10 protein-coding genes are annotated in these 13,601 nt (G+C 63.0%); 7 read left to right on the top strand and 3 right to left on the bottom strand.

Annotated elements, in window-relative coordinates; translation table 11 throughout:
• Positions 1-33: 33 nt before the first annotated feature.
• Positions 34-816, bottom strand: coding sequence for a flagellar basal-body rod protein FlgG (gene flgG / locus QEN71_RS35210; protein WP_201651914.1), 783 nt, complete (start codon positions 814-816; stop codon positions 34-36).
• 157 nt (positions 817-973) lie between these two features.
• Positions 974-2,473 carry a flagellar hook protein FlgE gene (locus tag QEN71_RS35205; RefSeq protein WP_201651916.1) on the bottom strand — a complete coding sequence of 500 codons (1,500 nt, stop codon included), beginning with the start codon at positions 2,471-2,473 and terminating at the stop codon, positions 974-976.
• 706 nt (positions 2,474-3,179) lie between these two features.
• On the opposite strand from QEN71_RS35205, the gene QEN71_RS35200 reads away from it, so the two are divergent.
• The 3 genes from QEN71_RS35200 (at position 3,180) to QEN71_RS35190 (ending at position 7,192) form a co-directional block, all read left to right on the top strand.
• Positions 3,180-3,998 (top strand): flagellin domain-containing protein, encoded by an 819-nt coding sequence (locus QEN71_RS35200; RefSeq protein ID WP_201651918.1) that lies wholly within the window; start codon positions 3,180-3,182, stop codon positions 3,996-3,998.
• Positions 3,999-4,483: 485 nt separating this feature from the next.
• Positions 4,484-6,358: an EAL domain-containing protein gene (locus tag QEN71_RS35195; protein ID WP_201651920.1), complete on the top strand. Its 1,875-nt coding sequence runs from the start codon at positions 4,484-4,486 to the stop codon at positions 6,356-6,358.
• A 555-nt stretch (positions 6,359-6,913) separates the two neighbouring features.
• Positions 6,914-7,192 (top strand): hypothetical protein, encoded by a 279-nt coding sequence (locus tag QEN71_RS35190; protein WP_233471919.1) that lies wholly within the window; start codon positions 6,914-6,916, stop codon positions 7,190-7,192.
• 233 nt (positions 7,193-7,425) lie between these two features.
• Here the strand turns inward: QEN71_RS35190 and QEN71_RS35185 are convergent, their stop codons facing one another.
• On the bottom strand, positions 7,426-7,650 hold the full coding sequence (locus QEN71_RS35185; RefSeq protein WP_201651922.1) for a hypothetical protein: 225 nt from the start codon (positions 7,648-7,650) through the stop codon (positions 7,426-7,428).
• 396 nt (positions 7,651-8,046) lie between these two features.
• On the opposite strand from QEN71_RS35185, the gene QEN71_RS35180 reads away from it, so the two are divergent.
• The 4 genes from QEN71_RS35180 to QEN71_RS35165 all read left to right on the top strand — a co-directional run bounded on the left by QEN71_RS35180 (position 8,047) and on the right by QEN71_RS35165 (position 13,588).
• Positions 8,047-9,192 carry a glycosyltransferase gene (locus tag QEN71_RS35180; RefSeq protein ID WP_201651924.1) on the top strand — a complete coding sequence of 382 codons (1,146 nt, stop codon included), beginning with the start codon at positions 8,047-8,049 and terminating at the stop codon, positions 9,190-9,192.
• Between the two features lie 144 nt (positions 9,193-9,336).
• On the top strand, positions 9,337-10,077 hold the full coding sequence (locus QEN71_RS35175; RefSeq protein WP_201651926.1) for a polysaccharide deacetylase family protein: 741 nt from the start codon (positions 9,337-9,339) through the stop codon (positions 10,075-10,077).
• Between the two features lie 218 nt (positions 10,078-10,295).
• Positions 10,296-11,510, top strand: coding sequence for a macrolide transporter subunit MacA (macA, locus tag QEN71_RS35170; RefSeq protein ID WP_201651928.1), 1,215 nt, complete (start codon positions 10,296-10,298; stop codon positions 11,508-11,510).
• Positions 11,507-13,588, top strand: a complete 2,082-nt coding sequence (locus QEN71_RS35165) for a MacB family efflux pump subunit (protein ID WP_201651930.1) — start codon at positions 11,507-11,509, stop codon at positions 13,586-13,588. Before macA ends, QEN71_RS35165 begins: the two co-directional genes overlap by 4 nt.
• Positions 13,589-13,601 lie beyond the last annotated feature (13 nt).

Below are 13,601 nucleotides of genomic sequence, written 5' to 3'. Positions count from 1 at the left end.
TCAGATCCGGCGATCACTGCGCCGGGACCGACCTCACAGCTGGCTGACCTTCTGCAGCATCTGGTCGGACGTGGTCACCGCCTTGCTGTTGATTTCGTACGCACGCTGCGTCTTGATCATGTTGACGAGCTCCTGCACGACGTTCACGTTCGACGCCTCGACATAACCCTGATTCAGCACGCCCGCGCCGTTCGTGCCCGGCGCCGTGAAGTTGGGTACGCCCGAGCTCGCTGTCTCCGCGAACAGGCTTTCGCCTTTTGCATCGAGCCCGGCCGGATTAATGAAGGTCACGAGTTGCATCGCGCCGATTTGCTGGCTGACGCTCGACCCTGCGAGCGTGACGGACACCGCGCCGTCGCGGCCGATCGTGAGTGACGTCGCGTTCTGCGGAACCGTGATCGCGGGCGCCACCGGATAGCCGCCCGAGGTCACGAGCTGCCCCTGCGCGTTGGTCTGGAATGAGCCGTCACGCGTGTACGCGTTCGTGCCGTCGGGCATCATGACCGGGAAGAAGCCCTGGCCATTGATGGCGACATCCTTCGAATTGCCCGTCTGCTGGAGGTTGCCCTGCGTGTACAGGCGCTCGGTCGCGACCTGCTGCACACCCGTGCCGAGCTGGACGCCAGAGGGCAACTGCGTCTGCTGTGTCGCGTTTGCGCCCGGCTGGCGGATCGTCTGGTACAGCAGATCTCCGAACACGGCGCGTGAGCCCTTGAAGCCATTCGTGCTGACGTTCGCGAGGTTGTTCGCGATGGTGTCCATCTGCGCCTGTTGCGCATTCATCCCCGTGGCGGCGATATAAAGTGAGCGGTTCACTGGTCTTTCCTCTTTCGCGCATCATCGTGCGCAGCGTTAAGTCTCGTGGTGGGCCGCAGCCCGACGCGCGCAGCCCGGTGGTGCGCAAAGCGTGTGCGGCGAACCGATGCGGCCGCCGCGAATGTCACTGACATCACGATGCCGGACGGCATCGCGCTTACAGGTTCATCAGCGTCTGGTCGACGGCCCGCTGGGTCTTGATCGTCTGCGCGTTCGCCTGATAGTTGCGTTGTGCGGTGATCAGCTTCACGAGTTCACTGGTGAGGTCGACGTTCGAGTTTTCGGTCGCCCCGCCCTGCAACATGCCGTGGTTCGTCGAGCCGGGCGTACCGATCACGGCGACGCCCGACGCGGCCGTCGCCTGATACTGGTTGTTCCCCAGGTTGACCAGTCCGTTCTGGTTCGCGAAGGTCGCGAGCGTGATCTGGCCGAGCGCCGCGGTCTGACCGTTCGAGTAGTTGCCCGTGAGCGTGCCGTCCGTGCCGATCGAGAACCGGCTTAGTTGCCCGGCGGCGAATCCGTCCTGCGTCAACGAATACGTGCCATTCTTGCTGCCAAACTGCGTCGTGCCGCCGATCTTCAGCGTGAGCGCCTGGGGCGTCGCAGAGCCGTCCGTGTTCGGAATGGAGAAGTTGAAGGCAAACGGCATGGAGGTCGCCGCGCCTGCCGCGTCGGTGGTGCTCACGAGATTGCCGCCGGTGTCGAACTTCGCCGTGCCGATCTTCGTAGCCGGCACGTTCCCCGTCTTGCCGGCGTACACGTCCCAGGCGCCCGCTCCCTTCTTCACGAAGTACATGTCGACCTGATGGCTGCCACCGAGCGAGTCATACACCCCGACCGAGGTGGCGTAGCTGTAGGTGGCGCTGTCGGCGGGGTTGAAGACGACGGGGTTAGGCGCCACCGTCACGCTGTCGCCAGCCGCTGCCGCGCCCGTGAGCGTGATGGTCTCGCCATTGCCGAGCTTGAGCGGCGAGTTCGCGGTGTGCGTCAGACCCATCTGCGAAAACCCGCCAGACGAACTCAGGTTGTAGGTGCCCGCTCCCGTGAAGCGTATCGTCCACGTCTCGGCGTTGGTGCCCTGCGTGGCGTCGGTAATCGTCACGCCCCGGCTCGACAGCGCGCCCGACGTCGTGACCGTCGGCGCGCCCAGCCGGAGGGGATCCTGGGCATTCAGGTTCAGACCGGCGGTCACGGTCGTGGTGGCCGTGGGCGGAATGTTCGCCGTCTGCACCTTCAGGGGCACGGTGGATGCCGTATTGATGACGCCGCTGGCGCTGGCCGGATAACCCGTGAGTTTCAGGCCGTCAGCATTCGTGATATAGCCGTTCTTGTCGAGCTGGAAGACGCCGTTGCGTGAGTAGGTCAGTGTGCCGTTGTTCGACATCTGGAAGAACCCGTCGCCGTTGATGGCGACATGCAGCGCAACGTCGTCGCTCCTGAGCGTGCCCTGCGAGAAATTCTGCTCGACGTGCGACATGCGCGTACCGATGCCGACCTGGTTGTTGATCGCCGTGACGACCGAATTCGCGTACACATCGGTGAATTGCGCCTGACCGTGCTTGAAGCCGACGGTATGCGCATTCGCGATGTTATTGCCGATCGTGTTGAGGTCGCTTGACGCGCCCGCCAGTCCGCTCAACCCCTGCTGGTAACCCATAACGCTCTCCCCGATCCGTTGCCGGATATTCCTGATGTCGGCGACAGCCCCCGCCAGACCAGAATGGCCTGCCGGTTACGCTGCACCGGATTTGCCACATCACGCTTCATAGCGCTTCATAGCGCCCAATCGCCTGCCCGCGATCGTCAGTGACCCCGGGCGTAAAACATTGCCTACGAACGTCGCCCTGCGGCGACGCTGTCACGCCGGCCCGCATTCCGGGCCTTCATTCCATCGCGCCCGCCTTCCATCAGCGACATTCTGGTCACAGTTTGTTTAGTTATCCTGGAAATATGGGACACGTTTCATGCATGCATCCTGCCTTGCCCCGATATCGCCGATTGCCACAACCACTCACGCAGAATGAACAGCAACAACGTCATTCAACGTTCCTTCATAGACTCTCAACAATTTTGCCGCCACGTCTACGCGAATCGTGTGCCCGCTTCCTGGGCAGCACTTTTCACCTTACCCACTGAACTGCCCTTTTTCCAGTGAAGAATTGCTGACTTCACTGAATCCATATCGTTTCTTAACACTATCTCCAACTACAAATAAAACTCATCAGCAATCCAGATAAATCTCTAAAGTTTCGATTCCTGGTCGCCGTCATCCACGACAGGCGCAGGCGCAGTGCATCGAACATGCGCCACGCCAGATGTATCCACCGGGGAGCACCGGGGCGTTTTACAGACAAGGACGAAAAATGCTGAACATCAACACGAATATCATGTCGCTGACGGCGCAGAACAACCTGTCAGGATCGGATAGCGCACTCGCGCAGGCGATCAACCGTCTGTCGTCGGGCAAGCGGGTGAACACGGCTGCCGATGATGCAGCAGGCCTCGCGATCGCGACCTCGCAGACAGCGTCGATCAACGCGCTCACGCAGGGCGCATCCAATGCCAACAACGGTATCTCGATGGTGCAGACGACCAACGGCGCGCTGCAGTCGATCGTGGACAACCTGCAGCGCATCCGCCAGCTGTCGGTGGAAGCCGGTGACGGCTCGCTCAACTCGAGCGCGCTGGCGAACCTGCAGTCGGAAGTGACGACCCGTCTGACGGAAATCACGCGCGTGGCGCAACAGACGACGTTCAACGGCCAGGCGGTGCTCAACGGCATCGGTTCGGTCAACTTCCAGATCGGTGCGTTCAACGGCCAGCAGATCACGGCCAACTTCGGTTCGCAGAAGTGGGACTCGACGAGCCTCGGCATCAACGCGCTGAGCGTCTCGACGGCGTCGGCAGCCCAGTCCGCGATGAGCTCGATCGACAGCGTTCTGACGAGCGTCAACACGTTCCAGGCGACGCTGGGCGCCACCCAGAACACGTTCCAGGCGGCCATCTCGACGACCAACACGCAGGCGACGAACATGAGCGCGGCCCGCTCGCAGATCACCGACGCGGACTTCGCGGCGGAAACGGCGGCCCTGTCGAAGGCGCAGGTGCTCAAGCAGGCGGGCATCTCGGTTCTGGCGCAGGCGAACTCGATGCCGCAGCAGGTTCTGAAACTGCTCCAGTAAAGGTCGCGGGGCGCGTGACACAGCGCGCCCCACATCGCAACGCACGGGAGCCGTGGCGCCACGACTCCCGTCATTCACCTGCATGCCGGATCCTGCACGTAACACGACGTGCAGGGCGCGTCGTCTGCCTTGAGGAACAGGATGAAAACGCGATACGTGATCGCAGCAAGGATCTTTCTGGTTTTTGTGCTCTATCTCGGCTGCAGCGCCGAGGTTCAACGCATGACGGACTGCCTCCAGGACCGGAGGCGAGCGTTGTGACGGCCGTCATTGCCGCCGTCCTTGGCGAACTGATCTACCGGTTCATGAGGTGGATGAAGTGAGCGTGACCGGGAGTAACAGCCGTCAACGCCCGGTCAGTCACCGCTCGCGGCGCACTCATGTGTGTGCGACCGACTCACGTGATGCTCAATCTTTCCGGGGATCCGTTCTCCTGTTCCGGCCGTTGTCGCCCAACGTGAAGTTCATCGCCTTTGCAGGTCGCCATGCCACTTCGCTCATCAACGACGCCTGCGTCGCCCAGCCTTGACGATCTGATCGTCAGGGGCGGCCTGTGCGCCGTATTTCAGCCCATTGTGGATTTTCATGATGGCGCGATCCTCGGCTACGAGGGGCTCATCCGCGGGCCGGCGGGCACTGCGCTTGAGACGCCATTCGCGCTGTTCACGCAGGCGAACACCGAGAGACGCGTCATTGAACTCGAACGGGCGGCCGCGCGCACGTGTATCGATGCGTTCGCGCGACTGGAATTCGATGGCCGGCTGTTCATCAATTTCAGCGCGGACACGATTCGCGAGCTCGCCGCGCTCACCGCCCAGCAGCATACCCGCCCCTGGCACGCAGGCATCGATCCGAGGCGCATCGTGATCGAGTTGACCGAGCAAGGCGCGATCTCCGATGTCGGCAGCTTTCTGCCCGCCCTCGCGAGCCTGCGCGCGTCGGGCGCACAATTCGCGCTTGACGACTATGGGACAGCCCGAGCGACCATGAACCTGTGGGTCCAGCTGAAACCAGATATTGTCAAGATCGACCGGTTCTTCATTCATGGTGTCGCAAGCGACCCGCTCAAGTTCGAAGCGGTGCGGGCGATGCAGCACTTCGCCGGCGCAAGCGGGGCGAAACTCATTGCGGAGGGACTCGAGACCGAAGCGGACCTGACCGTCGCCCGCGATATCGGGATCGGCTACGGCCAGGGCTACCTGCTCGGTCGGCCGGCGGCGCAGCCCCAACGCAAGATCGCCGAGAACATCCGCCGGACAGTCCGCGCCAGCCAGATTGCCGTCTTTCCCGAAACGGCGCGCCCGGGCATGACCTCGCTCTCAGGCGGCGTGGCGACCGCCAAACTTCTGGTGTATGCGCCGGCATTGCCGCGTCAGGCGACCAACGACGATGTGCTTGCGTGGTTCAACCGCATGTCTCACCTGCACGCGCTCGCAGTGATCGAAGACAATCAGCCGGTCGCCCTGCTCAACCGGCGCACCTTCATGGACCGGTATGCGCAGCCGTTTCATCGCGAACTGTTCGGCAAGCGGTCCTGCCTGATGTTCGCCAATACGTCCCCGCTGCTGATCGAGAAATCCCTGAATGTGCAGCAGATGGCCGAGTACCTCGCGAGCGACGACCAGCGCTATCTCACGGACGGCTTCGTCATTACCGACAATGGCCGCTACCTCGGGCTAGGCACGGGCGAGAGCCTCGTGCGGGCAGTCACCGAAGCGCGCATAGAAGCCGCGCGCTACGCCAATCCACTGACCTTCCTGCCTGGCAACATTCCCATCAGTTCACACATTGAACGCCTCCTGCGAAACGAAGGCGGCTTCTACGCCTGTTACGTCGACCTGAACCATTTCAAGCCCTTCAACGATCAGTATGGCTACTGGAAAGGTGATGAAGTGCTGAAGTACGCCGCCACCGTGCTGGCGGACGTATGCGACCCGACGCGCGACTTCCTGGGACACGTGGGCGGCGACGACTTTCTCGTGCTGTTCCAGAGCGATGACTGGCGAGAGCGTGCACTACGCGCGATCGGATCATTTAACGAGGGCGCGCAACGCTTCTATGCGCTGACCGACCAGATTGCGGGCGGCATTCGTGGCGAAGATCGCCGCGGCAATCCCACCTTCTATGGCTTTGTCACCATGGCAATCGGTTGCGTGCACGTCCAGTTCCACGGCAGCTCGCTTCCGTACAACAGCGAAGACATTGCGTCGGCTGCAGCGCTGACCAAGCGGCGTGCAAAACAGGATCCCTCAGGCTTCATCGTGATCAGCATTGACGAAGCCTGCGCGTCGTTGCCTCGAGAGGCCGATCAGGCGGAGGCCGACCCGTTTGACAGATCGACCGGTACCCGGAGCGACTGAAACGGCTTCTGACCATGACCAGCCGATGCAGATCGCCATGTCACAGGTGGCCATCCGCTACACGCTGGCGCCGGACCGGGAGAATGCGGATTGAACCGTGAGGTGTTGTCCTGCGTTAGCAGCTGTACATGTTGAACATCCCGGGTCCTAAACGGAATTCCACGTTCAGCTTTGATGGATGTTGGGTGCAGAATACGTGGACCAGGTTACAAGCCTGGCCTGATCCGGGCGAACATCGTGCGCCTTCTCCCCGCCGTCACCTCGCCAAGGCTTGCATCACAAGCGCCTTTTCGAGCCTGAACCAGTTGTTTATCAAGTGATTTCCGGCCTGGCGCTGGCGACAGAACCGAAAACACATCGTATGACTCATGAAGCGGTATCGTGATCGTCAACCCACACCTTCTTCGACAATCCGTTACAACAATGATGCTAAGCATCACGTATTGTTCCGTCACCCTCACACGGTGATGTGCGAATACTCCTTCGCTGCCCAGCTCTGAACCGGTGGCAACACACTGTGACGTCCGCGATCAAAAGTACCTTTCGGGTGACGACATGAAACCTCAGAAACTGATCACAGGCACCACCTGCCTGCTTCTCATTGCACTATCACCCCCCTCGTGGGCGGGGGCTGATATTGGCATCTACCTTGGCGTGGCCCCGGTATATACGCCGTCGCCTGTCGTCTATGCGCCGCCGCCCGTCGTGTATCGGTCACCGCCCGTCATTTACCAGGCGCCCCCCGTGATTGTTGCGCCGTCGTGGACGGATGATGATCGCTGGGACCATGGTTGGCACCACCGCTATTACCACGACTACTATGGAGACTGGTAAGCGCTGGGCGTGCGGTGTTCATGTGGCGTTCGTCTGGTGCGCGTGACTGCCGCACGCCTGGAAGCACCGGTCCTTCGGTGCAGGCCGGTGTGCAAACATGTGTGACAACGTCCCGACCAGACGATGTTTCCACTGGTGATCGACTCCATCCAGAATGTGTCGACGTACCATGCAGATTGGATGGAGTCGACGGCGTTCGACGCGTAAGCCCGGCCGCCGCATTCGTCGATGCATCACGTGTGATTGCGGTCTTGCGCGATACCACGCAAGGCCAGTTCAGAAGACAACCAGCCGCGCCTGGCGCGTTCATACATCTGCCGCGCGTCCACCACCGCGGACGAATCAGACGGATGGTGTCTGAGTGCCTGTTCAAGCTGCCGGTAAGCATCATCCAGCTGCGCCAGCGCAGCATCATATTCGCGGCGCAGCGCGTCGTCGTGTGCGCTCGAAGTATTCATGGGTGGGCGAATCCGGGCAGTCCGAAGTCAGTATAACCGTGCACCAGTAACACGGTCGTGGCGTTGTGACGGGTTCGATCCGGTATTGCTGGGGTGAAAGCGGACACTACATCATCAGCACCATTGAGCGCAATGGTCTCCCGGCCGCTCATGAACATTGCGTTGCCCGACACCCGGTGCGAGCTCGCTTCGGCTGCGCCAGGCCATCCGGCTCACTCAATCAAATCTCAACACGTCCTCCATGATCCATCGACCTTACCGGGCGACGATGGTCATGCTGACAGCGCGACGCCATCTCAAACCGGCGTGTGTTCCCGGAGCGGGTTGCAGACAGCATCGCTGCCGGACCACGCCTCAGGCGTTCGATCATGTTGACCATTTGCAGGACAAAGCGCAATGAAAATTCTGTACACCAATTTCCACAGCGGCCATGGCGGTGGACACGACACATACATCTCCGGTCTTGCCGCCGCCATGAGCGGCGACAATGAGGTGACCGTCGCCTCACCGCGTGGCAGCCATCTGTCGCAACAGGTGCGCAGGATTCCCGGCGTGCGGGTGGTGGAGATCGACTTCAAGCCGCGCTGGCAGCGTTTTCTCGCCAATCTTGTACGCCTGCGCTCGCTGATTACGGAATCGCGCTTCGACGTGATCCATGTGAACGGCTCGGCCGATCACCGGCAGGTCATGCTCGCCATCGCGGGTTGTGCGTCGAAACCGGCTATCGTCTTTACCAAGCACAACACGCGACAGGCCAACAGTGTCGGCAATTTCTTTCGCGCGCGCTTTGCGACCACCCGCACGATCGCCGTTAGCGACTATGTCCACGACATGCTCAGCGAGCGCTCGCCCTACCGTCATGTCACCGTGATCAAGCATGGCGTGTTTTCTCCTGTGCCTGGCAGGCCCTCGCGCGAAGAAGTCCAGTTTCGCAAGGCGGCCTACTTCGGTCCCGCCAGCGCGAACACCATCGTGCTGGGCAGCGTGGCAGGCACCGCGCACGAAAAAGGATGGGGAGACCTCGTCACCGCGCTCGGGCAACTGCCCGCGCCGCTGCGCCGACAGTTCCGCGTCCTGCTGGCGGGTCATCCCCCGACAGCGGATCAGCTGCAGCAGGTCAGGCAGTACGGTCTCGCGTCGCAGATCACCTACACGGGACTGAGTGATCGCGTGTCGGACATCCTCACGGCGACGGACGTTTCATTCGTCCTGTCCTATGGCGAGAGCCTGTCCTACGCGTGCCGGGAAGCCATGTCGATGGGTCGCCCGGTCATCGTCACGAATGTGGGTGGCCTGCCGGAGAACGTCGAGGATGGCGTCGACGGCTGGATCGTGCCGCCGCACGGGCCCGATGCGATCGCGCGCGTGCTCTTCATGCTCGCCAGCCAGCGCGAACTGATTCCGCTAATGGGACACGCGGCGCTGCGCAAAAGCCGGCGGGAATTCAGTTTCAGCAAGTTCCTCGAAGCGACGCGCTCGGTCTATCTCGAATCCGTCCGGCTGCGCCGCCCGTCCGCGGCGGGGGGCGCGCTGCGCGCCTGAACCGGGCAGCGCGGCCCGGACGGGGAACCCGCCGCAGATGCCAGCCACGGATGCCAGCCGAGCGCCCCGCCCTCCGGCAACCCGCGTCGTCAACGCTCATACACGCCAGATGCTCATCGTCGCTTTCATCGTATTACTGATCCTATGCCTTACCCGATCCTGATGTATCACCAGATCCGCGCCCTGCCAGCCCGAACCGATACCCTTCGCGGGCTGAGCGTCGATCCGACCGATTTTCGCGCGCAGATGACGCTGCTCAGCCGTCTCGGGTACCGTGGCGTGTCGATGAGAGAGCTGCAGCCCTATCTGCGCGGCGAGCGCAGCGGCAAGGTCTTCGGCATCACGTTCGATGACGGATTCCGTAATGTGCTGCAATGCGCGGCGCCCGTGCTCAATGACCTGGGTTTTACCGCCACCTGCTATTTCGTCGTCAACCGGCTCGGTTGCGTCAACCACTGGGACGCCCATCTCGATACCCGGCAATCGGTGCTGATGAACCGTGGCGAGCTATTGTGCTGGCATGCTTCCGGCCACGAGATCGGCAGCCACACGCTCGATCACGTGTCGCTCACACAGACGGCGAGCGCTGAGGCCCAACGCCAGATCTTCGAATCGCGCGAGCGCCTGGAAGACATGACGGGAGAGGCGGTGGAATCATTCTGCTATCCCTATGGCGACGTCTGCCCGGAGGTGCGGGAACTCGTCGAGCTGTGCGGCTACGCGAGCGCCACCACCACTGTGCGCGGCCTGGCCAGCAACGCGGATGACCCTTACCTGCTGCCGCGTATCGGCGTGGTCGGAGGACATAACCGGTTGCGCTTCCTGTACCGGTATTTCAGGCAATACGCCAGCGCTGTCCCGGCACGGCTCATGGCGCGGGCCTGATAACCAGGCCTGATAACAGGCCTGCTAGCCAGGGCGCAAGCGCAACCCCGCTGCTCGTCGGGCGGGTCGCATCGTCGACCTGGTCGCTGCCCGCGTTGCGGTGCGCTCTCTGCCCGCATCGCGCGTCAAGGCCGGCGCGCACGCCTGATGTAGAAGCCTGCGCCTCCCCGCTTCCTGTTCCTCACGCGAATTCCTGCGTTTTTCAACCACCTGAGCTGATGAAGAAACCTTCCCGCCGCCTGCGCTACGTGGCCGCCGGTATCCTTGTCGCCGCGCTGGCCGTCCTGCTGATGTGGGACTGGTTCGTGCCGGACACGCGTGTGCAGTACCTGACTGCGAAAGTCGAGCGTGGCGACCTTGAGAACGCGGTGCTCGCGACAGGCACGCTGCAGGCGTTCAGCCAGGTGGACGTCGGCTCACAGGCGTCCGGCCAGTTGCGCGCGCTGAAGGTGAAGCTCGGCGACAAGGTCGTGAAGGACCAGTGGCTCGCCGAGATCGACCCCGTGCTGTCCGAGAACGCGCTGCGCCAGGCGCACACGACCGTCGATAACCTCGTTTCGCAACGTCGCGCAACGGCTGCCCAACTCGCGCAGGCCGACCTTGCGCTCGCCCGCCAGCGGAAGATGATCGCGGACGACGCGACGGCGCACCAGGATCTTGAATCCGCGCAGGCGGCCGCCGGCGTCCAGCGCGCCACGTTCTCGGCCCTCGACGCACAGATCCGCGCCGCGCGCATTCAGGTCGAAACCGCGCAGGCCAACCTTGGCTACACCCGGATCGTCGCACCGATGGGTGGCGAAGTCGTCGCCATCGTCACGCAGGAAGGCCAGACGGTGATCGCCCAGCAGCAGGCGCCTGTGATCCTGAAGCTCGCCAATCTGGACACGATGACCGTCAAGGCGCAGATCTCCGAGGCGGACGTGATCCGCGTGCACCCGGGCCAGACCGCCTGGTTCACGATCCTCGGCGCGCCGGACACACGCTACTATGGCAGGCTTCGCGCGATCGAGCCCGCGCCGCAGAATTTTCTCGACACGCAGACTTCGCCCGGCGGCACGGGCAGCGCCTCATCCAAACCCGGCACCGCTATTTTCTATAACGCGCTGTTTGAAGTGCCCAACCCCGGTCACCTGCTGCGCATCTCGATGACCGCGCAGGTGAGCGTGCTGATCAGCACTGCGCACGACGTCCTCAGCGTGCCCGTCGCGGCGCTTGGCGCGAAGACGCCGGACGGACGGTACGCAGTGCGCGTCGCCGGGGCCGACGAACAGGTTCAGACGCGCCTTGTCCACACCGGACTGAACAACAACGTGAGAGTCGAGATCCGCGACGGGCTCAGGGCTGGCGAGCGCGTCGTGGTCGGCGAGGCGCCCGCCAACGCGGCCGATGCACCTGCCGGGGACAACGCCCTCACCGGGATCATCGGACCATGACGCAGCCACTGTTGCAACTCACCGGCGTGACGCGCCGCTTTGCGTCCGGCGACCATGAGACGGTTGTGCTCAGGGACATCAACCTGTCGATCGACGCGGGTGAAATGGTGGCGATCATGGGCGCATCCGGTTCCGGCAAGTCGACGCTGATGAATATCCTCGGCTGCTTGGACCACCCGAATGCAGGCAGCTACCGTGTCGCAGGCCACGAGACGCGTGAACTCGATGCGAACGAACTCGCGCAGTTGCGACGCGAGCGGTTTGGCTTCATCTTTCAGCGCTATCACCTGCTCGCGCATCTGGATGCAGCGGCCAACGTCGAGGTGCCGTCCGTCTATGCAGGCAGCGCCCCGCAGGCGAGGCGCAGGCGTGCAATCGAACTGCTCGCGCGCCTCGGCCTTGCCGAACGCGCCGCTTACCGGCCAGCCCAGCTCTCCGGTGGCCAGCAGCAGCGCGTCAGTATCGCCCGCGCACTGATGAACGGCGGCGACGTGATCCTCGCGGACGAACCCACAGGCGCGCTGGACTCGAGATGCGGCCACGAGGTGATCCGCATCCTGCGTGAACTGAATGCGCTTGGCCACACGATCATCATCGTCACCCACGATGCGCAGGTCGCGGCACACGCGCGTCGCATCATCGAGATTCACGACGGCGAAATCATCGCCGACCGTGCGAACGTGCCTGCTGCAGACGATGCACCCGAACGGGCGCCGGCGGATGGCGCGGCTGATAACCTGGCTGATGACCCTTCCGTGCGTTCGGCTGCATCAGGCGCGCTCGCGGGTGAGGCCATACGCGACGCCGCCGAGCCCGCTGATCCCGCTGATCCCGCTGACCCGGCCGTACTGCTGCCACCCGCCCGACGCTGGTCGGCGGGCTTCAGCCGCTTCGTGGAGGCGGCCGGCATGGCGTGGCGTGCACTCGTGTCGCACCGACTTCGTACGGTGCTGACCATGCTCGGCATCATCATCGGCATCACGTCCGTCGTGTCGATTGTCGCGATCGGCGAAGGCGCCAAACGCTACATGCTCGACGAGATCGGCAGCATCGGCACGAACACGATCAGCATCTACCCCGGTGCGGATCAGGGCGACAGCCAGGCGGACAGGATCCAGACCCTGGTTCCCGCCGACGTGTCGGCGCTGGCCGAGCAGCCGTACATCGACAGCACGACGCCCGAAACATCGCGCAACCTGGTGCTGCGCTACCGGAACGTCAATGTCAACGCACTCGTAAGCGGCGTTGGCGAGTTCTGGTTTCAGGTGCGCGGCACCCGGGTCGCACAGGGGATCGGTTTCGGACCTGACGAGGTGCGCCGGCAGGCGCAGGTCGTGGTCATCGACCCGAATACCCGGCAGCGGCTCTTTGGCGCGAACGTGAACCCGCTCGGCCAGGTGATGCTCGTGGGTGATCTGCCGTGCATCGTGATCGGTGTGACGGCCGAGCGAAAGAGCACGTTTGGCGACGCGAAGAGCCTGAACGTCTGGTTGCCGTACACGACCGCGAGTGGTCGCCTCTTTGGCCAGCAGTATCTCGACAGCATCACGGTGCGCGTGCGCGCCGGGCAGCCCAGCAAGGTCGCCGAGGACGGGCTCGTGAAGATCATGACGCAGCGCCATGGGCGCAAGGACTTCTTCACCTACAACATGGACACCGTTGTGAAGACGGTCGAGAAGACAGGCCGGTCGCTGACGCTGCTCCTCACCCTGATTGCGGTGATCTCGCTCGTGGTCGGTGGTATCGGCGTGATGAACATCATGCTTGTCTCGGTCACCGAGCGCACGCGTGAAATCGGCATCCGGATGGCCGTTGGCGCGCGCCAGGGCGACATCATGCAGCAGTTCCTCGTGGAGGCCGTGATGGTCTGCCTGATGGGTGGCGCGATCGGCGTTGCACTGGCATTCGCCTCAGGCGTCGCCTTCTCCCTGTTCATCGTCCAGTGGAAAATGGTGTTCTCGATGACGTCGGTCCTCGCCGCGTTCCTCTGTTCGACCCTGATCGGCGTCGTCTTCGGCTTCATGCCCGCACGCAACGCCGCGCGGCTCGATCCCATCGACGCGCTCGCACGCGATTGAGGCGAGGTCAGTC

Origin of the sequence: Paraburkholderia sabiae, assembly GCF_030412785.1 — a bacterium.
GTDB classification, from domain to species: Bacteria; Pseudomonadota; Gammaproteobacteria; order Burkholderiales; family Burkholderiaceae; genus Paraburkholderia; species Paraburkholderia sabiae.
This window is presented reverse-complemented; position numbering and strand designations above follow the sequence as displayed.